General features: G+C 64.2%; 20 protein-coding genes. 8 read left to right on the plus strand and 12 right to left on the minus strand.

Going from position 1 to position 24,163, the window contains the following annotated elements; genetic code table 11:
- Window positions 1-58: 58 nt before the first annotated feature.
- Entirely contained in the window at window positions 59-1,354 is a 1,296-nt protein-coding gene (locus ABIC09_RS35380; protein ID WP_354112138.1) for an MFS transporter, read from the minus strand.
- Between the two features lie 90 nt (window positions 1,355-1,444).
- Between ABIC09_RS35380 and ABIC09_RS35385 the strand changes: the two genes are divergently transcribed.
- A complete protein-coding gene (locus ABIC09_RS35385) occupies window positions 1,445-2,041 on the plus strand; it encodes a TetR/AcrR family transcriptional regulator (protein WP_354112139.1) in 597 nt (198 codons plus the stop codon).
- 119 nt (window positions 2,042-2,160) lie between these two features.
- On the opposite strand, the gene ABIC09_RS35390 is transcribed toward ABIC09_RS35385, so the two are convergent.
- The 6 genes from ABIC09_RS35390 to ABIC09_RS35415 form a co-directional block, all read right to left on the minus strand.
- Complete coding sequence (locus tag ABIC09_RS35390; protein WP_354112159.1) at window positions 2,161-4,455, minus strand: MHYT domain-containing protein; 2,295 nt, start codon at window positions 4,453-4,455, stop codon at window positions 2,161-2,163.
- Window positions 4,456-4,789: 334 nt separating this feature from the next.
- Entirely contained in the window at window positions 4,790-5,812 is a 1,023-nt protein-coding gene (locus ABIC09_RS35395; protein WP_354112140.1) for an LLM class flavin-dependent oxidoreductase, read from the minus strand.
- Between the two features lie 443 nt (window positions 5,813-6,255).
- The gene (locus tag ABIC09_RS35400; RefSeq protein WP_502916803.1) at window positions 6,256-6,957 is read right to left on the minus strand and encodes a class I SAM-dependent methyltransferase; all 702 of its coding nucleotides are present in this window, start codon (window positions 6,955-6,957) and stop codon (window positions 6,256-6,258) included.
- Between the two features lie 8 nt (window positions 6,958-6,965).
- Window positions 6,966-7,424, minus strand: a complete 459-nt coding sequence (locus ABIC09_RS35405) for an Rrf2 family transcriptional regulator (RefSeq protein WP_354112141.1) — start codon at window positions 7,422-7,424, stop codon at window positions 6,966-6,968.
- A gap of 222 nt (window positions 7,425-7,646) precedes the next feature.
- Window positions 7,647-8,660 carry a methyltransferase gene (locus tag ABIC09_RS35410; RefSeq protein WP_354112142.1) on the minus strand — a complete coding sequence of 338 codons (1,014 nt, stop codon included), beginning with the start codon at window positions 8,658-8,660 and terminating at the stop codon, window positions 7,647-7,649.
- 8 nt (window positions 8,661-8,668) lie between these two features.
- Window positions 8,669-9,634 carry a Bug family tripartite tricarboxylate transporter substrate binding protein gene (locus ABIC09_RS35415; RefSeq protein WP_354112143.1) on the minus strand — a complete coding sequence of 322 codons (966 nt, stop codon included), beginning with the start codon at window positions 9,632-9,634 and terminating at the stop codon, window positions 8,669-8,671.
- 129 nt (window positions 9,635-9,763) lie between these two features.
- Between ABIC09_RS35415 and ABIC09_RS35420 the strand changes: the two genes are divergently transcribed.
- The gene (locus tag ABIC09_RS35420; protein WP_187434688.1) at window positions 9,764-10,705 is read left to right on the plus strand and encodes a LysR family transcriptional regulator; all 942 of its coding nucleotides are present in this window, start codon (window positions 9,764-9,766) and stop codon (window positions 10,703-10,705) included.
- Between the two features lie 344 nt (window positions 10,706-11,049).
- Here the strand turns inward: ABIC09_RS35420 and ABIC09_RS35425 are convergent, their stop codons facing one another.
- Window positions 11,050-13,071 carry a YgiQ family radical SAM protein gene (locus ABIC09_RS35425; protein WP_354112144.1) on the minus strand — a complete coding sequence of 674 codons (2,022 nt, stop codon included), beginning with the start codon at window positions 13,069-13,071 and terminating at the stop codon, window positions 11,050-11,052.
- A 145-nt stretch (window positions 13,072-13,216) separates the two neighbouring features.
- Here ABIC09_RS35425 and ABIC09_RS35430 point away from each other — a divergent pair, with 145 nt between their 5' ends.
- Window positions 13,217-13,417: a hypothetical protein gene (locus ABIC09_RS35430; protein WP_148749835.1), complete on the plus strand. Its 201-nt coding sequence runs from the start codon at window positions 13,217-13,219 to the stop codon at window positions 13,415-13,417.
- A 6-nt stretch (window positions 13,418-13,423) separates the two neighbouring features.
- Here ABIC09_RS35430 and ABIC09_RS35435 read toward each other — a convergent pair whose 3' ends face one another.
- Both ABIC09_RS35435 and ABIC09_RS35440 read right to left on the minus strand, forming a co-directional pair.
- A complete protein-coding gene (locus tag ABIC09_RS35435; protein ID WP_354112145.1) occupies window positions 13,424-14,089 on the minus strand; it encodes a GntR family transcriptional regulator in 666 nt (221 codons plus the stop codon).
- Between the two features lie 8 nt (window positions 14,090-14,097).
- On the minus strand, window positions 14,098-15,510 hold the full coding sequence (locus tag ABIC09_RS35440) for an FAD-binding oxidoreductase (protein WP_354112146.1): 1,413 nt from the start codon (window positions 15,508-15,510) through the stop codon (window positions 14,098-14,100).
- Window positions 15,511-15,688: 178 nt separating this feature from the next.
- On the opposite strand from ABIC09_RS35440, the gene ABIC09_RS35445 reads away from it, so the two are divergent.
- On the plus strand, window positions 15,689-16,573 hold the full coding sequence (locus ABIC09_RS35445) for a dihydrodipicolinate synthase family protein (RefSeq protein WP_354112147.1): 885 nt from the start codon (window positions 15,689-15,691) through the stop codon (window positions 16,571-16,573).
- 109 nt (window positions 16,574-16,682) lie between these two features.
- Here the strand turns inward: ABIC09_RS35445 and ABIC09_RS35450 are convergent, their stop codons facing one another.
- Together ABIC09_RS35450 and ABIC09_RS35455 are read right to left on the minus strand one after the other, a co-directional pair.
- The gene (locus ABIC09_RS35450) at window positions 16,683-16,964 is read right to left on the minus strand and encodes a hypothetical protein (RefSeq protein ID WP_354112148.1); all 282 of its coding nucleotides are present in this window, start codon (window positions 16,962-16,964) and stop codon (window positions 16,683-16,685) included.
- 41 nt (window positions 16,965-17,005) lie between these two features.
- Window positions 17,006-17,830 (minus strand): hypothetical protein, encoded by an 825-nt coding sequence (locus tag ABIC09_RS35455; RefSeq protein ID WP_354112149.1) that lies wholly within the window; start codon window positions 17,828-17,830, stop codon window positions 17,006-17,008.
- A 475-nt stretch (window positions 17,831-18,305) separates the two neighbouring features.
- Here ABIC09_RS35455 and ABIC09_RS35460 point away from each other — a divergent pair, with 475 nt between their 5' ends.
- The 4 genes from ABIC09_RS35460 to ABIC09_RS35475 all read left to right on the plus strand — a co-directional run bounded on the left by ABIC09_RS35460 (window position 18,306) and on the right by ABIC09_RS35475 (window position 24,152).
- Window positions 18,306-20,639: a TonB-dependent siderophore receptor gene (locus ABIC09_RS35460; protein ID WP_354112150.1), complete on the plus strand. Its 2,334-nt coding sequence runs from the start codon at window positions 18,306-18,308 to the stop codon at window positions 20,637-20,639.
- Window positions 20,640-20,647: 8 nt separating this feature from the next.
- Window positions 20,648-21,670 carry a substrate-binding domain-containing protein gene (locus ABIC09_RS35465; RefSeq protein WP_354112151.1) on the plus strand — a complete coding sequence of 341 codons (1,023 nt, stop codon included), beginning with the start codon at window positions 20,648-20,650 and terminating at the stop codon, window positions 21,668-21,670.
- A complete protein-coding gene (locus ABIC09_RS35470; RefSeq protein WP_354112152.1) occupies window positions 21,663-22,844 on the plus strand; it encodes a PepSY-associated TM helix domain-containing protein in 1,182 nt (393 codons plus the stop codon). Before ABIC09_RS35465 ends, ABIC09_RS35470 begins: the two co-directional genes overlap by 8 nt.
- A gap of 75 nt (window positions 22,845-22,919) precedes the next feature.
- A complete protein-coding gene (locus ABIC09_RS35475; RefSeq protein ID WP_354112153.1) occupies window positions 22,920-24,152 on the plus strand; it encodes a rhodanese-like domain-containing protein in 1,233 nt (410 codons plus the stop codon).
- Window positions 24,153-24,163: the final 11 nt, after the last annotated feature.

A 24,163-nucleotide genomic window follows, 5' to 3' on the forward strand; every position in this document is an offset into this window, starting at 1 on the left:
CGTCACGGGCAGCTGCGCCGGCAAGGTCGGCGTTGATCGCCATGCCGGCGCGATATTCTCACGCCGCAGCCAGCACCGGCTGCTTCGGCTGCCGTCCAATCATCAGCGACAGCACGGCAGCAATGATGCCGGTGACGCCCGCGATCATGAAGGCCTGCAGATAGTCGCCCTGCGACGAGCGCATGAAGCCGGCGAAGAAGGCGGCGCAGGCGGCCCCTAACTGATGGCCGGCGACCACCCAGCCGAAGATCAGCGGCGCATTCTTGTCGCCGAACGCCTCGTTGGCGATGCGCACGGTCGGGGGCACGGTTGCGATCCAGTCGAGGCCGTAGAACACCGCGAATACCGACAGGCTGACAAAGGAGAAATCCGAGTAGGGCAGGTAGATCAGCGACAGCCCGCGCAGGCCGTAATAGAAGAACAGCAGCTTGCGCGGATCGAAGCGGTCGGTGAGCCAGCCCGACAGCGTGGTGCCGAACAGGTCGAAGAAGCCCATCAGCGCCAGCAGGCTCGCGGCCTGAACCTCGAAGATGCCGTGATCGCCGCAGAATGCGATCAGATGGGTGCCGACGAGGCCGTTGGTGGTGAAGCCGCAGATGAAGAAGGTCGCGAACAGGAACCAGAAGGTCGGCACCTTGGCCGCGCGCACGAGGTTGCTGATCGCGGCGACGAACGGGTTGCCCTGCGCCGGGCTTACGGGCTGGTCCTCATGCGGGCTGCCATAGGAGCGCAGGCCGATCGCGGCTGGCCGTTCCGGCACCAGAACATACACCAGCGGAATCAGCACCGCGCAGCACGCGGCGACCGTCAGCACCACCGGCTTCCAGCCGCCCCACTCGACCAGCGATGCGAGGCCCGGCATGAAGATGAGCGTGCCGGTCGCGGTGCTGGCGGTCAAAAGTCCCATGACCAGGCCGCGATTGGTGGTGAACCAGCGATTGACGATGGTGGCGCCGAGCACGTTGGCGACCGCGCCCGAGCCTATGCCGGACAGCAGCCCCCAGCTCATGAACAATTGCCACGGCGTGGTCATGAAATAGCTCGCAGCCGTCGAGGCCGACATCAGCGCCAGTGCGCCCAGCACCGTGCGGCGGATGCCGAAGCGCTGCATCACGGCCGCCGCGAACGGACCTGCAAGGCCATAGAGGAAGATGCCGATTGCGGCCGACGACGAGACCACGCTGACGTCCCAGCCAAACGCCTTCTGCAGCGGCAGCATCAGCACGCCGGGCGTCGCGCGCAGGCCGGCGGAGGCCAGCAGCGCCAGGAAGATCACGGCAACGACCACGAAGGCGTAGTTTGGGCCGAACGGCCTTTTGGAGATGGCGGAGGATTGAACGGAAGCTGGGGGCATGTTACTTACCGGTACGTATTGCGATGCGGTACTAATACGTACCGGTAAGTAACATTGTCAAGCCCCGTGCCTGAGATCGGACGAAGCCAGATGCCGAAGAAAGCCGAAAAGCCCGTAGCGGCACCCCTCCGCGCCGCCGACCGGATTCGCGCCTCCGCCAGCGAGCTGTTCTACCGCGAGGGCATCCGCGCCGTCGGCGTCGACGAGGTGGTGGACCGGGCCGGCGTCACCAAGCCGAGCCTCTATCGCAGCTTTGCCTCCAAGGACGATCTCGCCGCCGCCTATTTGCGCGACTACGATCTGAGCTTCTGGGAAAATTTCGAACGCCCCGACGGCAAGACCTACAGCAACGCCCGCGATCATGTGCTCGCCTATATCAGCCAGCTCTCGTCGCGCGCCGTCGCCAAAGGCTATCGCGGCTGCGGGCTGAGCAACGCCGCAGTGGAATATCCCTCGCGCGACAATCCCGCGCGCAAGGTTGCCGAAGCGCACAAGAAGGTCTTCCGCAAACGCCTGCGCGAGCTCGCAGCCGCCATGGGCGCGCGCCAGCCGAACGTGCTTGGCGATGCGCTCTTGCTGCTGATCGAAGGCATCTATGTCACCGGCCAGCAATCGGAAGACGGCCCGGCGCAGTCGGCGCTTGCTGCGGCGAAGCTGCTGATCGATGCGAGCGTGAAGACGGGGTGAGGTGGCGGTCGCTGCCTACGAAACCACGCGCCCGCAGCTCAGCCGGATAGAGCATCGGACTCCGAATCCAAAGGTCGGACGTTCGAATCGTGCAGGGCGCGCCACTCATCATCAGGCATTCACGCGCTCTTCGGCCGAAACGCGACGATAGATCCGCTTGGCTCTTCCTGGCGCATCGCCGCCTCGACGGCCTTCGCAAGCGCGGCCTGGTCGAAAGGCTTTGACAAGCGCGGCAGGCTGGATCGGGTGTCGCTGGGAAGGTCCACGTATCCCGAGCTGAGGAGGATGACCGTCCCGGGGCGCTCCGCAGCGACCGCACTTGCAAGCTGCAGTCCGGTCATGCCGGGCATGGCATAGTCGGTCACGACAAGGTCGATAGTACGCGTGCGGCGGAGCAAATCCAGCGCCTCCTCGCCCGAGCGCGCCGCGAGCACGGTGTGCCCGAGATCCTCCAGCATCACGGCCGTGTTCTCGAGCACCAGGAGGTCGTCGTCGACGACCAGCACGGCGAGCTGCCGGCTGGCCCGAGGCACCGGTGCCGGAGCCTCCGCGCGCAAGTCCGGCACCGCCATCTCTTCGGCTATCGGCAGCCAGATGTCGGCTGTCGTGCCCTCGCCAGGACGGCTCTTCAATACGAGCCTGCCGCCGGACTGCTCGGCAAGGCCGTGGACCATTGACAGACCGAGCCCGGTGCCTTTGCCGACGCCCTTGGTCGTGAAGAACGGCTCCTGAGCGTGCTTGAGGGTCTCATCGTCCATGCCGCAGCCCGTGTCGCTCACCGAGAGCGCAACATAGCCGCGCGTCGCAAGGCCGCCATCGTCCCGCTCCTCGCGAGCGGCAATGGTGATCAGGCCACCGTCCGGCATCGCATCACGCGCGTTGACCGCCAGGTTGAGGACAGCCAGCTCGAGCTGGTTCGCGTCGACCCTTACCTTCGGCAGGTCCATCGGGAACAGCGTCTCGACACGAATTCCGGCCTCGAATTTCAACAGCGACGCCATGCCGTGCACGAGGTCGCGGACATCGACGACCGCCGGCCTGAGATCCTGCTTGCGCGCGAAAGCAAGCATGCGCTGGGTCAGGGAGGCGCCCCGCTGCGCGCCCTGCATCGCGTTGTCCACCAGGCGCTGGATCTTCGGATCGCCCGACGGCAGGCGCTTCTTCAAAAGCTCGAGGCTGCCGAGAACGGCCGCGAGCAGGTTGTTGAAATCGTGGGCCACGCCGCCGGTCAGCTGGCCGATGGTCTCCATCTTTTGCGACATCATCAGTGCTTCGCGCGCCCGATCCAGCGCCTCCTGCGCCCGCCTCCTTTCGCTGACGTCGCGCACGATATTGGCAAAGCCGGCGATTGCGCCGCTTTCGTTCCGCACCGCGACGATCGTTGCCTCCGCCCAGAAGCGGCTGCTGTCCTTGCGCACACGCCAGCCTTCGATTGCGGACTTCCCCTCCCGCTCGGCTTCAACGAGCGCGCGTGCGGGCGCCCCGGTCGCACAGTCTTCCTCGGTATGAAAGATCGTGTAGCTCGTTCCGACGATGTCATCGCGATAGCCCATCAGCCGGCGCGCGCCGAGATTCCAGTTGCCGACGCGCCCATCCGGATCGAGCATGAAGATCGCATGGTCGGCGATACCCTCCACGAGCAGCCGAAAGCGTTCTTCGCTGCGCCTCAGTGCGTCGGCCTCGCGTTGGGCGCGCTCCGCGGATGCCCTGTCATAGACGGCGGCGGCGATCCCGATGCTCAGGATCACAATGGTGATGCCGGCGAGCAGGAACCCGAGCGGCGCCTGACCGACGCCGAGATGTCCTGCCTGCCCTGCCATCGGGATCATCGGCAGGAACATGGCGCCTTCCATCGCGGCGTAGTGCATGCCGGAGATCGCAAGGCCCATCACCAATCCCGCGAACAGCCGTTGGACTGCGCTGGTGTTGCGAAAGGCGAGCCAGAGCGCCACGACCGAGGCGCTGATCGCGATCACGATCGAGAGCACGACCCACAGGAGATCGTATGCCATCAAGGCCGCCATTCGCATTGCGGCCATGCCGGTATAATGCATACCGGCGATACCAAGGCCCATCGCGAAGCCCGATGCGAGAAGTGCCTGCGGGCGTCGTCCGACAACGGCGAAGGCGGCAGCGGCGACGACAATAGGAATGACAAGCGAGAGGAGGGTCAGGAATGGATCGTATGAGACCTCTATTCCGGGCAGGTTGAAGGCCAGCATGCCGACAAAATGCATCGACCAGATGCCACCGCCCATGGCAATCGCGGCGGCTACGAGCCAGGATCGGCGAGCCGACCCCGAAGCAGCTCGCATCCGGGTCGCCAGGTCCAGCGCGGTATAGGAAGCGAGGGCCGCGATCAAGATCGAAAGCGCGACCAGAACGGGATCGTGAAAAGTCGTATGGTGATGCATTTCGGCTGACGCTAGCCGAACTTGCATTCGCGTTCGCGGTCCCGCAAATTGTCCTCCCCCGACGACGCCGAAATCATCCTCGGCACCAGGATCGTTCCCGCCAGACATGACCGCGCCGATGATGGCTGCGATATCCGCACGCTTCGTCAGTCGAGAATCAGTTGAGGAGACTACCGGCCTGCAGCCTGCACCGTAAAGATGGAACAAGTCGGCTGGTTCCCGCACGAGGTGCATGACAGGCGGCCACCCGTCACACGCGGAATGACAGTGCCACGGCAAGCCGGGAATTTGCGCTCAGTCTGCCTGATCTGACCAAGGCAATGCGTCGCGCGCCTCACCGCCACCCCAGCGCCGGCGCGACATGCTTCAAGATCGCCTCGATCGCATGCGCGCAATAGTCGACCCCGAGCTGGTTCGGGATCGTCAGCAGCAGCGTATCGGCCTCGGCAATGGCTTCGTCCTGCCGCAACTGCTCGATCAGCACGTCGGGTTCGGCGGCATAAGAGCGGCCGAAGATCGCGCGCGTCCGCGGATCGATGAAGCCGATCTGGTCCTCGCCGCCGCGCTCGGAGCCGAAATAGGCGCGGTCGCGATCGTCCATCAGCGCAAAAATGCTGCGGCTGACGGAGACGCGCGGCTCGCGGCTGTGGCCGGCTTCCTTCCACGCCGCGCGATAGCTGCGGATCTGCGCGGCCTGCTGCACGTGAAACGGCTCACCGGTCTCGTCGTTCTTGAGCGTCGAGCTCTGCAAATTCATGCCAAGCTTGGCGGCCCACACCGCCGTTGCGTTCGAGCCGGCGCCCCACCAGATCCGTTCGCGCAGGCCTTCCGAATGCGGCTCGAGGCGCAGCAGCCCCGGCGGGTTTGGAAACATCGGTTGCGGATTGGGTTTTGCAAAACCCTCGCCGCGCAGGATGTCCAGAAAGACCTCCGCGTGGCGCCGGCCCATGTCGGCGTCGCTCTCGCCCTCGGCCGGCTGGTAGCCGAAATAGCGCCAGCCGTCGATCACCTGCTCGGGCGAGCCGCGGCTGATGCCGAGCTGAAGCCGTCCGCCGGCGATGAGATCGGCGGAGCCCGCATCCTCCGCCATGTAGAGCGGGTTCTCGTAGCGCATGTCGATCACGGCCGTGCCGATCTCGATTGTGCTGGTCCTGGCGCCGACGGCGGCGAGCAGCGGAAACGGCGAGGCGAGCTGCCGCGCGAAGTGATGGACGCGAAAATAGGCGCCGTCCAGGCCGAGTTGCTCGGCCGCGACGGCAAGCTCAATCGATTGCAGCAGCGTGTCCGCTGCCGAGCGGGTCTGCGACTGCGGCGAGGGTGTCCAGTGCCCGAAGGAGAGGAATCCGAGTTTTTTCATGGGCGTCATTTAACGATGACAGGGACGGCGTCAACCGCCGGCACGGGCGGTGGGGTATGCGATGGGCCGGTGCAACCGCCGCATTCCAGTCCGGAAGGATGGCGATGCCGAGATGCTGAATCGTCGCCTCCTGCATCGCATCGGCATCGTCGACCTTACGCCGCTGGTGTTCTTTTCCAGCGGGTATCATCCCGGGCCGGGGGGTGCCGATGGAGCGGTGAGGGCAGGGCTATCGCGGAGAGCCTCCCCTGCGGCCATCCTTCGAGACGCCCGCCGTTGGCGGGCCCTCAGGATGAGGACCCGTGTAGCAGTTTCAACGGGCACCGATGCCGCTTAGCCTCATCCTGAGGAGACCGCGAAGCGGTCGTCTCGAAGGACGAGGCGCGCACTCAGGTCGTGCAAAATGCCATATGCGATTGCCCTGTCGGTAATGCCTGCACGCCTCAGGCGTAGGCCACCCAGCCGCGGAACGTGAAGCCGGTATAGAACAGCGTCGGGTCGGAGAAGCCGGCATTGCGCAAGATCATCTCGTCCTGCTCTGGCGCAAGAATGCTCAACTGCCCGTCAACTGCCTTTCGGGCGGCGGCCGCCTTCTCGGGTTCGACTCCGGATGCGGCGAGAAAGGCGGAATATCGCGAAAGCCACAGCGGCCGCTCATTGTCGTCGCCGGGGATGCTGAAATGGGCCGCGACGAATGGCGCGCCAGGCTTGAGGCGGCGGCGGATTTCGGACGCTATTCGCAGCCGTTCGCCGACATCGACGAAATGCAGGGTCAGCAGGCAAGTCGCGCCATCGAACGGCCCAGCTGGCGCATCGTCGATATAGCCTTGATGCAGATGCGCGCGCGACGCGAGCGGGCCCAGCGTCTGCTTCGCGAGATCCAGCATCGCAGCGGACGGGTCCACGCCATCAAAGGTCCAGCGCGGCTGCGCTTGCGCAAAAGCATTCAGCTCCAGGCCGCCGCCAGCACCAAGAACGAGCATCCGCGCATCTTTATGCGCACGCTCGGCCAGAAGGATCGCCGCCATCGACAGCATGGAATTGTATCCGGGAACGAACCGCGGCGGTCCTTCCGTATATTTCGCCACCATTTGCGGATCGGAGAACGCGTTTTGAATGTCGGTCATGACGTTGTCCTGCTGCATTGAGTTCATCACGCGTGATGCGCGCTCATGCTGTGAAGCTTTCGGGACCCGAGACGCTTGCGCAGGTCGTCGCTCAGCATGGCCAGTGTCACCTCGCCAAAACGCGACAGCAGCAGCGCCTCTGCATCGTCAAATGCCTGATCGAGGGCTGCATTGACGGCCTGCTCGACCAGGCAGCCCGGCGCCTCCGTCCGGTTGCCCATGGCGAGCAGCGAGGGGCTGCCGAGCGCGGCGTAGACGTCGCGCAGCGTCACCTTCGACAGATCGCAGGCCAGCGTCCAGCCGCCGCCATGCCCCTTCTCGGAGCGGACGTAGCCGAGGTCCCGCAAGCCCGCCATGACGCGGCGGATCACCACCGGATTGGTGTCCAGGGCCTTCGCCAGCGTCTCGGACGTGAAGGGCCCGGGCTGCTGCGCCATGTGGAGCAGGACGTGGAGTACGCCAGATAGACGGCTGTCGCGTTTCATGTAACTGTATATGTTACATGATGGAGGCGAGGTCAAGCGATTGCGGTGCCTGTACGTGGGTCACTAGATCTCGGCGGCGGTCGCGTCGCGCATACGCGGATTGATCGACAGTGCGAGAGCTTGCTAAGGCCGATGATGTCATCGAATAGCACGCCCCACTCGTTGCGGCGTGTTTGTCCGCCTCTGGCGCATCGCCGCATAGCCGCGGCCGGCTTCCAGGTCTCAACAAAGCCGCGACTCGGTCAGATTAAAGCGGCCTGCGCGGAGAACCGCGATGGGACGGAAGCCACTCTCGGTCAGGAGCCGATAATATTCCCTTTCGGTCCGTTCCCGTCCACCTGGACCGCGCAGCATGTTTAAATCGCTCATCGCGCACGACCTGCCCGCGTCATCGGTACCGGGCAATTCGGGCATCGCACGTTCGACTAATAGCAGTCTGCCTTTTTGGGGAAGCGCTTTGCGGCAGTTTCCCAAAATGATGCGGCTGCGCTCATCATCCCAGTCGTGAATAATGCTTTTCAAGATGATCGCATCGGCCACTGCAGGCACCGCGTGAAAGAAATCGCCTGCAACAAAGTCGACGCGGTCGGAGATTCCGAGGTGCCCGAAGTGCTGGTTGGCGGCGTCGGCGCACCTCGGCAGATCGAAAACCGTTCCTCTGATGGTTGAATATGCCCTCGCCACCGCGCCCACGAGTTCCCCGGAGCCGCCTCCGACATCCATCAAATGGGAGATCGTGCCAAGGTCATAGGCCTGCAGTAGATCGTGCGTGACCAGCCGTGTCAGGTCTGTCATGGCTTCATTGAATACCCGCACGTGCTCTGGCGAGCGCGCCATCAGGTCGAAATTGTCGTCGACGTCCTGAAGTTGGGAAGCCGTCTTGCCCGACATGATCGAATCCAGAAGACCATCCCACCTCCTGGTCAGCATGGAGCCTTCAAAAATGACCCAGTTCTTGAATGATCGTCCCGCAGCACCGTCGAGTCCCGCCCCCAGTTCGGTTAGCAAGTAGCGGCCTTCACCGACGCGAGAGCAGATGCCGACGGTCGAGAGCGCGACGAGCAAGCGGGCAAGTGCGTCCCGATCCGTGTGGGTTCGGCTCGCAAGTTCGTCGACCGTTCGCGGTCCGTCGCGCAGCAACTCGGCGAGCCCCAGCCGGGCAGCGACATAGATCACTGCCGTCACGCGGTGCGATTGAACAAGATCCAACAACTTTTCGCGGGGATCGGTGGTCATGTGCCGCTCTAGCCTTCGATCGGGAATCCTGACGCCTTGACGATCGGTCCCCAGCGTTCGAACTCGGCGCGCTGGATACGTTTAAGTTCGTCCGATGTCGTTCCTGTTGGCTCGCACCCCATGGCATGAATCTTTGCGCGCATTTCGGGATCGCTCCCGATTGCAATGATCTCCTGTCCCAGGCGCTCAACGAACCGACGCGAGGAATGGGCAGGCGCATAGAACGCGAACCACCCGGCCGCGTCGATATCGATCCCGCTCTGCTTCAGAGTTGCGGTCTGGGGCAGGAAGGAAGATCGCGCAGCGGCTGCAGTGGCGATGATGCGTATGCCACCGCCCCCATGTTGCTCCAGGAGTTCGGACAGAAACGCCATATACATCGGGACCCGGCCGGCCAGCATATCCGGGAGGGCAGCAGGCGTACCCCTATAGGGCGTATGGCGCAGGTTTAGTCCTGTGATCCGACCAAACTCGCCGCAGATGAAATGAGGTGCTGTACCTGCTCCCGGCGAGCCGTACACGGCCTGTTCGGGATTGGCCTTCATCCAGTCGATGAGTTCGTGCACCGAATGGATGGGCAGCTTCCCGCTGACCGCCAGAGCCAGATCGACCGTCATCACCTGCGTAAGTGGCACAAAGTCGCGCTCTGCATCATATCCCAGGCTCCTGAAGAGATGCGGCTGAAGCGTGAATTGCGAAGCGGAAGCAAACAGCACTGCCTCCTCTCCCGGTGCGGCATTCTTGACCGCCTGAGCGCCGATGCGCCCGCCAGCGCCAGCAAGGTTCTCCACAATCGCTACCTTGCCGAGCCTGGTCTGAAGCTGCTCGGCAAACAGCCGCGCGATCGAATCTCCCGACCCACCAGGCGCGAATGGAAACACGATCTTCAGCGGCTGGTCGGCAGCAATAACGGGTAGCGGAAGAGCCAGAGCCGAAAACCCGGCCAGTATGGCGCGACGCGAGTAAAGCTGCATGGCGTTCTCCATGTGCTTGGGACAGCAATGCGATAATCCGGCCGGCTTTCCATCTCGCTATTCTGAAGCAACAACGCTATAACCCGAAATTGCATTTTCCTATCGGGCTATAACGTGAGGTGAATGCCCATGCAGTGGCACGACCGCATCGGCCGACGCCTACGCCTCAAGGATCTGCATACGCTGCAGACCGTCGCAGAGGTCGGCAGCATGGCCAAGGCGTCTCGCCGTCTCGGGTTGTCGCAGCCGGCGATCTCCAAAGCTATCACCGATATGGAGCATTCCGTCGGAGCTGCGCTGCTGGATCGCACTTCGCGCGGAGTTGAACTCACTGAGTGCGGTCGCCTTCTTGTCGATCGCACGCGCGTCGTTTTCGACGAAATAAAGCTAGGTGTTACCGACATTGTGCAAAGGTCAGATCCGGCGCAAGGGCTCGTTGCGATCGGTACGACCGAGCCGGTCACCGCCATCGTTACAGAAATTATCGGACATCTCGTCCGCAGATATCCAGGCATCAGGTATCATATCACGATAGGTGATCGGGATGCGCTGGAGCATGCTCTGCGTCAGAGAATGCTTGATCTGGCCATAACGCGCTGGGCGCCGTTGCCGGTCGCCGATGATTTGTCCGCGGAGGTGCTGTTTAGATCCTCCCTTGCGGTGATGGCGGAGCGACGGCATCCGCTCCTGCGATCGAGGAAGAAGTTGAAGCTCGCAGAACTTATGCAAGAGCAATGGACGCTCTCGCCGCCCGATTCTTTTTTGGGGCGTACCGGCGTCGAGCTATTTCGGCGACATAACCTGCCGCTTCCGCCAACGACCGTCACCACGATTTCAATCTACATGCGGTTGAATCTGTTGGCGAGCAGCCGGTTTATAACCCTATTGCCCATGCAGATACTCAGAATGCGATCGAGTAGCGCATGGCTGCGCGCGCTGAACGTCGATCTTGGCGATACTTCCGCCCCGATAGCCTCAATCACCTTGAAGGGACGACGGGCCGGAAGTGCCGTCAAATTATTCCAAGAGGCCAGCCGGGAGGTCTGTAAGGCGCTGGTTGGAGTGAGCTGATTGGTCCGAGCGGCCTGTTCATAAGCGGACCTGACGAGTTTATGAGTACGAGTTTATGAGTAGGCGCCCTCGTAGGCAGATGCCTGTCGAGCTGTCGCGTGAGCGAGCGCTTGCCACACGCACCGATCATGCCATCTTGCGCCTGTTTTGCCCGACGGGTCAAGCGCTTTTCTGTTTTTCGGAAATGTCGTGCTCTGAACAACAAGCTCAGGCGCGATGACGACTCATCCCGATCGCGTTGCGCTTTAAGCCTTTGATTTCGCTATCCCGGGCTACTGTGCATGGGGTTGTTTTAGATTTTTTGCAGGGGCGCACGTCACGACGAGCCTGCTCATGTCCACCCGTTACTTCATCACCCGCAGACCCTTGGTCGTGAACCGCTGCGTCTTTCCGCCCGGCCGTACCGGTCGCCGTGTACCGGCGGCCTTGCCGGTGCCGGGGGGCTGGTGCGCGGGCACGAGCTGGTGGGGCTGCGAGCCGATCAGGTCGGCGCGGCCCATCTCCTTCAGCGCCTCGCGCAGCACCGGCCAGTTGTCGGGGTCGTGGTAGCGCAGGAAGGCCTTGTGCAGGCGGCGCTGGCGCAGGCCCTTGATCGCCTCGACCTTGTCGCTGCCGCCGCGGCGCACGCCGCGCAGCGGATTGACGCCGGTGTGGTACATCGCAGTCGCGGTCGCCATCGGCGAGGGCAGGAAGGTCTGCACCTGGTCGGCGCGATAGCGGTTCTTCTTGAGCCAGAGCGCGAGGTTCATCATGTCCTCGTCGGTCGTGCCCGGATGCGCCGCGATGAAATACGGGATCAGGTAATATTTCTTGCCGGCCTGCTCGGCCGCCGCATCGAACATCCGCTTGAACTTGTCGTAGGCGCCGATGCCCGGCTTCATCATCTTGTCGAGCGGACCGCGCTCGGTATGTTCGGGCGCGATCTTCAGGTAGCCGCCGACGTGATGGGTGACGAGCTCCTTGATGTATTCGGGGCTCTCGACCGCGAGGTCGTAGCGCACGCCCGAGGCGACCATCACCTTCTTGATGCCCTTGGTCTCGCGCACCTTGCGGTAGAGCCGGATCAGGTCGTCGTGCGAGGTATTGAGGTTCGGGCAGATTTCCGGGAAGACGCAGGACGGCCGCCGGCACGCGGCCTCGACCTTCGGGTCCTTGCACGCCATCCGGTACATGTTGGCGGTCGGGCCGCCGATGTCGGAGATCACGCCGGTGAAGCCCGGCGTCTTGTCGCGGATCTTTTCGATCTCGCGCAGGATAGAACCCTCGGAGCGGTTCTGGATGATGCGGCCCTCGTGCTCGGTGATCGAGCAGAAGGTGCAGCCGCCGAAGCAGCCGCGCATGATCGTCACCGAGAACTTGATCATGTCCCAGGCGGGGATCTTGGCTTCGCCATAGGACGGATGCGGCGCGCGCGCATAGGGCAGGTCGTAGACCGCGTCCATCTCCTCTGAGGTCAGCGGGATCGGCGGCGGATTGAGCCAGAGGTCGCGGTCGCCGTGACGCTGCACCAGCGGCCGCGCATTGCCGGGATTGCTCTCACGGTGCAGCACGCGTGAGGCGCGCGCATAGGCTTCCTTGTCCTGCTCAACCTGCTCCAGCGCCGGAAGCCGGATCACGGTCGCGCCCTTCTGGCGCGTGGCACCCTCGTCGGCGGAATCGAGATCGTCGGCGTGCAGCTCGGCATAGTCTTCGGGCACGCGACGGAACAGCGCGACGCCCCTGATGTCGTCGAGCTCGCGCGGTGCTTCGCCGGCAGCAAGCCGCTGCGCCACCTCGACGACGGCGCGCTCGGCATTGCCGTAGAGCAGCAGGTCGGCCTTGGCGTCGGCCAGCACCGAGCGGCGCACCTTGTCCGACCAGTAATCGTAGTGCGCGATCCGGCGCAGCGAGGCCTCGATGCCGCCGAGCACGACCGGCACGTCCTTGAACGCCTCACGGCACCGCTGCGCGTAGACGATGGTGCAGCGGTCCGGCCGCTTGCCGCCTTCGCCGCCGGCGGTATAGGCGTCGTCGCTGCGGAGGCGGCGGTCCGCGGTGTAGCGGTTCACCATGGAGTCCATGTTGCCGCCGGTGACGCCGAAGAACACATTTGGTTTGCCGAGCGCCTTGAACGGCTCGGCCGAGTGCCAGTCCGGCTGCGCGATGATGCCGACGCGGAATCCTTGCGCCTCCAGCAGCCGGCCGATGATGGCCATGCCAAAGCTCGGATGGTCGACATAGGCATCGCCCGTCACCAGCACGATGTCGCAGGCATCCCAGCCGAGCGCATCCATCTCGGCGCGGCTCATGGGGAGGAACGGCGCCGGCTTGCGCGGGCGCGCCTGCGCCATCAGGGGCTTTTCGGCGGTGATGGTTTGGGTGTCCATGGCGCACAGGCATAGGGCTCCGGGGCCGCGAATACAACCGACGGGCACGTGAAAGGTTAAGGTTCCGGGAACCATCTGCCTTCGCGAACATTGTGATGGGGTTTGCGGCGAGCCCGGCTCGCGCGCGCTCGGTCCAGGATCCCGGATGACCACGATATTCGCCTCGGGCGGTGGGGGAGCTGTGAATACAGTCATAGAGAACTTGCTGTCGCGGAAGCAGAAGCTTGTGGAACAGCTCGAGCAGGCGCAGTCGGTCGAGGACCGCGACAAGATTGAGCACCAGCTCGAACAGATCAACACCGCGCTGGATTTTCTGGACAGACCGGAATCGGGAGACGCGCGGTAGGACCGCTCAGTCCACCTTCAGCGCTTTTGCATAGACCACGCCCGAATTGGTGATGTGCGACGTCATCGCCGCTTCGAAGGAGGCGTGCTCGCCGCGCGCGAACAGATCGAGCAGCTTGCGATGCTCGTCGAAGGAGGAGCGGGTGCGCACGTCGATCGGCGAGGTCAGGTTGGTGCGGAGCGCGGCGACGCGGCTAGATGCGAGCTGGTAGGATTCGGCGAGGTACCGGTTGCCGCAATGCGCGAACAGGCCCTCGTGAAAGCTGGCGTCGGCGCGGCCGTAGGCGATGTTGTCCTTGGCCTCGACCGCCGGCTCCATCGCCGCGATCGCATCGCTCATGGTCGCGATCGCACCATCGCGGTCGTGGCGAAAGGCGAGCTCGGCGGCCCTGGGTTCGAGCGCGATGCGGAAAGTGCAGAGTGCGGCAATGTCCGCCGCGCTCGGCGTGAACACAAAACTGCCGACCTGCGGCCGGATCACCACGAGCCCCTGCGCCTGCAGCTGGCCCATCGCCTCGCGCACCGGCGTGCGGCTGACGCCGAAGGAATTTGCCACCATCTCCTCGGAGATGGCGGCACCGAGCGCAAACTCGCCGTCGATGATCGCCTGCCGCAGCCGCAGCATCACCCGCTGCGACAGCGATTTCGGCGCATCGAGCTTCAGCGCGCGCATGGATGCTCTCAGATGACCTTGCCGGGGTTGAGCAGATGATCGGGATCGAGCGCGGCCTTCAACGTCCGCATCAGGGCGATCTCGCCCTCGCTGCGGGCATGCCCAAGCCACTTCTTCTTGAGCGTGCCGATGCCGTGCTCGGCGGAGACGCTGCCGCCCATGTCGCGCACGAGACCATAGATGATCGTGTCCATCTCTTCCTTGGGCTGCTGCTCGACCGGAAGGCCCGCGACCCAGGAGACGAGGTGCAGATTGCCGTCGCCGATATGACCGTAATAGACGCTCTCGCAGCCTTTGATGCCGGAAGCCAAGGCCGCCTTGCAGCGCGTGGCGAACTCGTCCATCCGCGCCACCGCAAGGCCGATGTCGTAGGAGATGTGCGGACCCAGCACCTGGCCGAATTCGGCGCAGATGTCGCGCACGCGCCAGAACGCCTGCGTCTGCGCCAGCGATTGCGCCACGGCGGCATCCGCGAGCAGCCCGCGCTCCATCAGCTCTTCGAGCCAGGCCTGGAAGCGTGGCGCATCGACGCTCTCGTCGGTGCCCTGCGCTTCGACCAGCACATAGAGACCCTGGCCGGCGGCGACCGGCGGCTTGACGCCGGCGCGCGTCGTGATCACGTCCCAATAGTCCGGCCACATCACCTCGAACGCCGACAGCAGCGGGCCGAGCCCGCTGCGTGCGGCATCGAGCAGCGCGATCACCGCGGCATAGTCCTTCAATGCGCAGAGCGCGGCCATCGTCGAGCGCGGTTTCGGAAACAGCCGCAGCACCACGCGGGTGATGATCCCGAGCGTGCCTTCCGAGCCGATGAAGAGATGCTTCAGATCGTAGCCGGCATTGTTCTTCATCAGCTTGTTGAGGCTGGTGATGATGGTGCCGTCGGGCAGTACCACCTCGAGACCGAGCACTAGCTCGCGCGTCATGCCGTAGCGGATCACGCGGTTGCCGCCGGCATTGGTCGCGAGATTGCCGCCGATCGCGCAGGAGCCGCGCGAGCCGAGATCGAGCGGAAAGAAGAAGCCGGCCTCGTCGGCTGCCTTCTGGATCGTCTCCAGCGGCGTGCCCGATTTCACCGTCATCGTCATCGAGGCGCGATCGATCTCCTCGATGCCGGTCATGCGCTCCAGCGAGATCGCGACCCAGCCCGCTTCGGGTGCGGCGCCGCGGCAGAGCCCGGTCAAGCCGCCCTGCGGCACGAAGGGCAGGCGTGCCTGCCGGCAGGTCATGATCGCATCGGCAACGCCCTGCGCATCGAGCGGCCGGATCACTGCGAGCGGCGTCTGCGGCAGGCTCGCGCTCCAGTCGTTGCAATTGCGCGCGGGCACGTCGCTTCCGGTCAGCACGGCTGCGGCACCGAGCTTGCTACGCAAGGCGGCGAGCGATGGCTCGGGATATCCCGCGGGGGTCACCATGTTCATGCGAGACCTCCTCCAGATTTGGCTGCGCCTCACGCGCGCCGCGACGGCGGAAAGGATTTGCGCCTATCTTGTATGTAAGGTACAAGATGAAAAGTAAAGCAAAAACAAGGCTCGGTAGGCTCTCTGAGATCATTGGAGATCAGGGGCTTATTCGGGAGCCGCAACAATGGGTGGTGCTATGACGGAGGCAATTCGCGGGTTCTGGGTGGCGTCGGCGACGCCGCTCGCGACGGACGGCAGCGTGGACTCCGCCAAGCTTGCCGCCCATGCCAAAAAACTCTTCGGCAAGGGCGTCGACGGCGTCGTGCTGTGCGGCACCACCGGCGAGGGCACCTCGTTCAATGTTGCCGAACGCATAGCGACCATCGAAGCCGTGCTCAAGGCCGGCGTGCCGGCGGAACGCATCGGCATCGGCGGCGGCTTCCCCGCCATCGGCGACAGCATCGCGCTGACGCGCGCCGTGCTCGGACTTGGTCTGCGCCACGTGCTGTATCTGCCGCCTTACTTCGATCGCAGCGTCACGCCCGAAGGCATCGAGGATGCGTTCGCGGCGATCTTCGACGGTGTCGCCGACGATCGCCTGCGTGCCTATCTCTATCATATTCCGCAGGTCTCAGGCGTCGCGATCCCGACGACGGTCGCGGCGAATTTGCGCAAGCGTTACGGCAAGGTGGTCGCCGGCTTGAAGGACTCCAGCGGCGACTTCAAGCAGTTCCAGGCATTCCGCGCTGCTGCGCCGGAGCTCGCCATCACGGTCGGCAACGAAACCGACATCGCGCGTGCGATCGCCGGCGGCGGCGCCGGCACCATCTGCGGCATGGCCAACATCGCGCCGGAGCTGGTGAAGGCGATGTTCGACGGCAAGAATGTCGAAGCCCGCATGCAGGCCGCGGTCGATATCGTGGTGAAATCGCCATCCTTCCTCACGACGCTGAAGGCCATTCTCGCCGCACAGACCGGCGACGCCGGCTGGTTGCGCGTGCGTCCGCCGCTGCGTGCGTTGTCGGACGGCGCCGCGCTCAAGGCGAAGCTGGACGAACTGACCAGCCCCGCGCTCACGTAGCTGCAAAAACCGCACGGCCGATCCATAACATCCGCAGCTTGTGGTCACGCCGCCACGCGGTGCTTGGTTTGTACGTGCGCCCTTGTTGCTGCTTGCGGAGCGACGCCGATCAGGCTGTCCGGGTCGCACGCCGCATCATAAGCGCGCCGGCGGGCGCTGTTTCGCCATCGCTCACGACTTTGCAGACATAGATGTTTTGCTCGCTGCTCCAGTCGCAACGCTCGAGCTCGCCGTTTGGCCCTGAAACGTAGATTGGCGAGCTGGGGAGCGCCGCCTTGGCCGTCAGACTCTGGCGGCGGCTCGCTACTTTCTTTGCTTTTTTGACCTTTCGCGCCGTCGTTGCCTTTTTCGCCGTCCTTGCCTTCTTTGCACGCTTTTTGGCCTTTGCCATTGCCTGTTCCTCGATGGTGCGACGTCATTGATGTCCGATTGCTATCGGCCTTTCAGATTGGTTGAGACCGCAAGCCCGACCTGCTTAGCGAAGTGCGCTTCGAGTGCTGGCAGCGCCAATTTCTGACCGCCGTTGGGCCCGAACGTAATCGTCAGATCATGCGTGCGATCGCGACTTGCCGAGAGGAGTGCTCCATTCTGGTTGATCGTCGCCTGGACGAGCGTCCAGGCTGGCGTCAGGTCGCCCGCGGTCGATATGACGAATTTGACCTCGTGAGAAATCGCATTTCGCTCGAGCGGCCCACCGGGGTCGCTGGGGGGCGAGATGTCCTGCGTCGCGACCGGTCCGACCTGCGCCTGTAGCCACTCCCTGAGCTTCAGATCACTTCGAACTAGGGGAGAGGGCGAGTTGCCCATCTGCACGCCGGTCTGGCAATACTTGCGATAGTATAGGTCATGGATGGTATAGAAAAAGTTCAGCGTGTCGGTCCTAGTCGCGTCGGCCGAGACTGTCGCTCCTCCGGCAAGCGTGAATATCGAATTTGCCGGTGTGGGCGGCAGCCAGACCGCGTTTGGATTGAGGGACGACCTTTCTTCGATAGTCAGCGTGAGGCTGACCTGGACGCCCCAGGTCTCCAGCCACTCCGCATATCGCTTTCCGTGATTCAAACGGGCGAGTTCAAGATCGCGATTGATTACAAACTTGACGGCATTCGCAATTTCGCAGTGCACGCTGGTGACAATCGACTGGACCATGAGCTGTCCGTCGATCGGCGCGGCTGGAAATTCCTGCAAATCGGGCACTCTCAAGCCGCACCCGCCAAGAAATGCGCCAAGCAAAACCGCGGCTGTGACTCGGATGCCCATGGTCCGATCCCCCCGTTGAAGCGCCCTCCGGAAAACTCGCACGATCCGGATGAACTCCGCAACCAAAGGTAGCTGTGCCGTTGCCGAAAGTTCCTGCGCTGTTGCGCCCAAGCAACGTCTCGATCGATGTGACGGCTTGGGGGCATCGCGATGCGAGGATGGCTTGCATCTTGTGGCCGTGCGTTTCGCCCCGTCGCGGTAACCGGCGACCGACGCCGGCGTGGTTGGGCGGCAAGCCGATTCGCGGGCGAGTTCGCCATCGCCTGAGATCGCACGAGGGCGCGACACGTTGTCGCGAATTCGCGATCTGCGTGTCGTGCGCCCTGCGATGGCAAGCGACGATTGCCGCACGGCGAGCAACAAAGCTTAGAACGCTTCAACACTAGAGCGATTCAAGTCGCTGCCAGGTTCTCTTCATTCGCCGCGGCTGGTAGATGCGCCAACTTCAATGCTGTGACTTGGAAGTGAATCGAAAGTGCGTGCTCCTGTGGATGGCCCTCGCGTCAGTGGTCATCGAAATCGCGCCGGCAACAGCCGCGCCAGCCTTCTCATCGGAACGGCCGTGCTGCTCGCCGGATATCCCTTCGACACCACCAATGCGCAGGCGCAAACGGCGCTGCCGCCGGTGAATGTGGATGCACCGACGCAGCGGCCGAAGCAGGCACGCGCTTCGGAGCAGTCGCAACGACGCACACAGGCAGTCGCGCGTCGTAGCCCGACGGCCGGTCCGCCCGCGGCGCCGACGCCGTCCGAACGTGCGGCGACTGAAGCCGCCGCGCAACAAGCCGCAAAGCTCGGCTATCGCGCGATGCCGAGCGCGAGCACGCTGCGCTCGGGCGCATCACCGCTCGACACCTCCCAATCCGTCAACGTCGTGCCCGCGCAGGTCATCAAGGACCAGCTGCCGCGCAATATCGACGATGCGCTGGTCAACATCAGCGGCATCACCCAGACCAACACGCTTGCCGGTACCCAGGACGCGGTGATCCGCCGCGGCTTCGGTGACAATCGCGACGGTTCGATCATGCGCAACGGCATGCCGCTGGTGCAGGCCCGCAGCCTGAACGCCGCAGTCGACAGCGTGGAGGTGCTGAAGGGACCGGCCTCGCTGCTCTACGGCATCATGGATCCCGGCGGTATCGTCAACACGATCAGCAAGCGCCCAGAGCTCTATCAGCACGGTTCGGTCACGCTGCTCGGCTCGACCTACGCGAACAACCGCAACGGCGCCGACGGCACACTCGACGTCACCGGTCCGATCGGCGATGGCGGTCTCGCCTATCGCTTCATCGGCTATGGTGTTAGCGAGGACTACTGGCGCAATTTCGGCCGCCATCGGGAAATGCTCGTGAACCCGTCGCTCGCCTGGTACGGCGAGACCACGACGGTTCAGCTCACCTATGAGCACCGCGAATTCATCTATCCGTTCGACCGCGGCACCGCCTTCGTGAAAGGCGCCCCGCTGGCGATCCCCGCGACGCGCCGGCTCGACGAACCCTTCAACAACATGTGGGGCACGTCCGACCTGGTGCAGGCCTCGGTCGAGCAGAGGCTCGACGACAATTGGAAGGTCACGGCGGCTTACAGCTACAACACCGAGACCTACAGCGCCAACCAGCTCCGCATCACCAATGTCGACGCCACGACCGGCGTCGAGAAACGCAGCAACGACGGCACCCAGAACTCGCTGAGCAACGCCAGCTATGGCACCTCCTATCTGCAGGGTGACGTCTGGGTGGGCGGCTTCCGCAACGAGATCCTGTTCGGCGGTGAGGCGCTGTATCGCACGATCGATCGCCGCGACCTGATCCGCCAGGCGACGGCGAACTTCAATTTCTACAACCCCGTCTACGGGCTGGTCACGCCGGGTACGACCGTTTCTGCAATCGACAGCGAGCAGACCGACAAGCTCGGAACCCGCGGCTTCTTCGCGCAGGACACGTTCCACCTGACCAACTGGCTGTCCGTGGTCGGCGGCGTGCGCTGGATGGAATACGAGCAGCTCGCGGGAAAAGGTCGGCCTGTCTTCATCACGAATACCAATTTGTCGGGCGATAAGGTGCTGCCGCTCGGCGGCGTCATCTTCAAGCTGAATGATCAGCTTTCGTATTACGTGAGCTATACCCAGTCGCTGAAGCCGACTTCGGTCATTGCGCAGTTCGCGGGTACGACCGTCGGTTTCGTGGTCACCGGCAATTTCGCGCCCGAGGAAGGCACACAGTGGGAAACCGGCTTCAAATTCGACGTCAACAAGCGGCTGTCGGGTACCCTGGCGTTCTACGACATCCAGAAGAAGAACGTGCTGGTCAGGGACGATCTCGGCAACGGGACGGTTTCGGCGCGAACGTCCGGCGCGGCCCGGTCGCGCGGAGTCGAGTTGGACGTGACCGGCAAGCTGACTGACGATTGGAGCATGATCGGAAGTTACGGCTATACCGATGCGCGCTTGATCAACGATCCCGATGTCGGCAACGCCAAGCTGTTCAACGCCGCGATGAACACGGCCTCGCTCTACCTCGTCTATGATTTCGGCGACCGGCTGCCCGGACGTCTGCGGCTCGGCGGCGGCGCGCACTATGTCGGCGACCGGCCGGGCGACTCCGCCAACACGTTCGTTCTGTCGGCCTACACCGTCGCAGACGTCTTTGCGACCTACGACACGAAGATCGACAAGCTGCCGGTGACCTATCAGTTCAACGTCAAGAACCTGTTCGACAAGGTCTACTATACGTCCACCACCGGAAGCGCTTTAGCCGTCGCGATCGGCGATGCGCGGCGGTTCTCGCTGTCGGCCACGGTGAAGTTCTAGCGATGGGGATGCAGCGCAAAGCCATCGCGGTCCTGATCGCGTCGGCGTCTGCCTGCCTTGTGGCCACAGGTGCGAGTCGCGCCGAGGAGATCACGCTGTATTCGACCAGGGAGACTGCCCTGGTTGCGCCTGTTGCCGCGGCCTTCAGGGAAACGAGCGGCATCAACGTCAAAATCGTCTTCGTCGAGGACAGTCTCGTCAAGCGCCTGGCGTCGGAAGGCGAGGCATCGCCCGCCGACATCCTGCTGACAATCGGACTGGATAAGACCACCCAGCTTGCTACAGGCGATCGGACACAGGCTTTCACGTCGCCGCGTCTCGAACAGGCCGTTCCGGCCAACCTTCGCGGGGGCAGTTCGCAGTGGATCGCGCTTGCGATCCGCCCGCGCGTCGTGATGGCGCGCAACGACGGTGGAATTACGGCGATCGACTATGAGGACCTTGCGGGTTCGCAATGGCGCGGAAAGCTCTGCATGCGTTCGCTGCTGCATCAGAACAATGTCGCGCTTGTTGCCGCCTATCTCGCTCACCATGGTGAAGCGGCGACCGAGGCCTGGCTCGCCGGTCTGAAGGCCAATCTCGCCCACAAGCCTGCTGGCAAGGACAACGACGTGATCCGCGAGATCGCGCAAGGGACGTGCGAGATCGGTATCGGCAACACCGTGGCATTGGCGCAATTGCGTGACGGACGGGAAGGGGCCGACTGGCGCGCCTGGGCGATGGTGGTCAAGGCGGTTCCGACCGCTTTCAACGGCGGCGGTACGCATGTGAACCTCACCGGTGCGGCCATCGCGAAACATGCGCCGCACGTCGCCGGCGCGCAGAAATTCCTGGAGTTCCTGGTCACGTCGCCGGCGCAGTGGATGTTTGCGGCCGCCGAGCTCGAATATCCCGTGCTGGCCACGGCGGAGCGCGCGCCGATCGTTGCCGAAATGGGCTCGGTCACCGACGATGCGCTGCCGATCGACGAGATCGGCCGGACCCAGCAAGCCGCCATCGCGCTCATCAAAAAGGCGGGCTTCGATGAGTAGGCTCAGGCACAGGATCAAGGCGGCGCTGCTCCAGGTCCATTCCATTGCCGGCCTCGTGCTCGCGCTGCTGCTCTCCCTGATCGCGCTGACCGGCGTGATCATGAGCTTCGAGGACGAGATCGTCGACCATCTGAACGCCGGCATCATGCGGGTCGTGCCACCGACTGCTCCGGCGCTGCTGCCGGATGAGCTGGCGGCGCGGCTGAAGGTAGCGCCGGATGCCGGCAAGGTTGCGGCCATCATGCTGTCGAGCGATCCGTCGGCGGCCGTGCATGTTCGCTTCGCCCGCGACGAGCAGGGCGCGCGGCCGTCTTCGCTCTATGTCGATCCCTATGACGGCCACGTGCTTGGCGTTCCACGCGGCGAGGATTTCTTCGCAACGGTGCGCAGGCTGCATCGCTGGCTACTCATCCCCGGCGATGCCAAGGGCTGGGGGCGCCAGGTTACCGGTGTTGCCGCGCTGGGCATGATCGTGATGCTGATCTCGGGGCTCGTGCTGCGCTGGCCGCGCCGGGCAAGCAGCGTGAAGATGTGGCTGAAGCCGAATTTCGGGCTCAGTGGCCGCGGCTTGTATCGCTCGTTGCACGCCGTCATCGGCACCTGGGTCCTGCCGGTCTATCTCGTGATGACCTTGACCGGGCTCTGGTACTCGTTTGACTGGTACAAGGACGGCGTGGTCTGGCTGCTGTCGCGTCCGCATGTGGCGGCGGCGAAGATGCAGCCGAAGCAGCCGCGTCCACCCGGCCGTCCCGAACCGGCTCAGCCGGTCGGGTTCGATCGCGCATGGTCGGCCTTCAAGTATGAGGAGAGCGACGGCTTCGCCAGGGCGCAGCTGACGCTCCCGACCGCCCCGGGCACGGTGATGCGGATCCGGTCGTGGCCGAAGGACTCCACGCTCGAGTCCATGCGCGATGAGTTCCGCATCGATGCTGTCACCGGCCAGATCATCTCGGCGGAGCGCTATGCCGACAAGACGCTTGGCGAGAAAGCCGTTGCGAGCGTGCTCGACATCCACCGCGGCGCGGTCCTGGGCTGGCCCGGCAAGTTCGCCTTCATGATCGCCGCGGCGTTGATGCCGCTGTTTGCCGTTACGGGTGTCCTGCTGTACCTGTCGCGTCGCAAGCTGCGGCGTCCGGCGCAGCAGCCGCTCGGGCGGCTGGTTCCGGGCGAGTGAACGGATGCGAAGGCTAGCCAAGCCCGCCGCAATCGTTCAAAAGCCCATGGCCTGTCCTTGCTTAGGGTTCATGCCATGAAGCTTTCGACCGTCACCCCCGCCGATATCCGCCGCGCGCTATTGTTGCGCGAGGAGATCGCGCTGCTCGATCTCAGGTATGAGGCGGCCTTCGCCACCGGCCATCCGCTGTTCGCGGCCAACATGGCCGCGGACCGGATCGCAATCGAGGCCGCGGTGCGGCTGCCGCGCAAGGACGCGCCGGTCGTGCTGTTTGACGACGGCGAGGGGCTGGTCGCTGTAGGCGCCGAACGCCTCGCGGCACTCGGCCACAGCAACGTCCGTGCACTCGATGGCGGGCTGAAAGCCTGGCGCGCGGCGGGCTACGAGGTGTTTGAAGACGTCAATTCCTATTCAAAGGCGTTCGGCGAGCTGGTCGAGGCGCGCCGGCACACGCCGTCGTTCAGCGCTGACGAAGTGGCAAAACTGATCGCGGACAAGGCCAACATCGCCATCCTCGACGTCCGCCGCTTCGACGAATATGCGACCATGAACATTCCGGGCTCGGTCAGCGTGCCTGGTGCCGAGCTGGTGCTGCGGGCCGGGCAGGCCGCGCCCGATCCTGACACCACCATCATCGTCAATTGCGCCGGCCGCACCCGCTCGATCATCGGCACCCAGTCGCTGATCAATGCCGGCGTGCCCAACAAGGTGCGGGCGCTGCGCAACGGCACGATCGGCTGGACGCTGGCGCAGCACACGCTCGCTCATGGTGCTGACCGGCGTGGCGCGATCGGGCCCTTCGAGGGCGGCCCGGCCAAGGCCCGCGACGTCGCCTATCGCGCCGGCGTCCGCCATATCGGCGCGAACGAGATGTCAGCGCTGGTCGCTGAGACCAGCCGCACGCTCTATCGCTTCGACGTGCGCGACGCGGAGGAGTATGCAGCCGGTCATCTCCCGGGCTTCCGCCATAATCCGGGCGGCCAGCTCGTGCAGGAGACCGACATGGCCGCGCCGGTGCGCGGCGCGCGCATCCTCCTGAGCGACGACAAGGGTGTGCGCGCCGACATGACGGCGTCCTGGCTCGCGCAGATGGGGTGGGAGGTCTATGTGCTCGAAGGCGGCTATGCCGGCACGCTCGAGGTCGGTCCTCCGCTGGGCCTGCCGAAGCCCGACCCCGCGCATCGCTACCGCCGCCCCTATGAGGGAACCGGTATCGCCGAGCGCGCGATGCAGGCCTATCTCGACTGGGAATACGGCCTCGTCGACCAGCTCCGCCGTGACGGCACGCACGGATTTTATGTGATCTGATACCGTTATCC

Source organism: Bradyrhizobium sp. S3.12.5 (assembly GCF_040548225.1).
GTDB classification, from domain to species: domain Bacteria; phylum Pseudomonadota; class Alphaproteobacteria; order Rhizobiales; family Xanthobacteraceae; genus Bradyrhizobium; species Bradyrhizobium cytisi.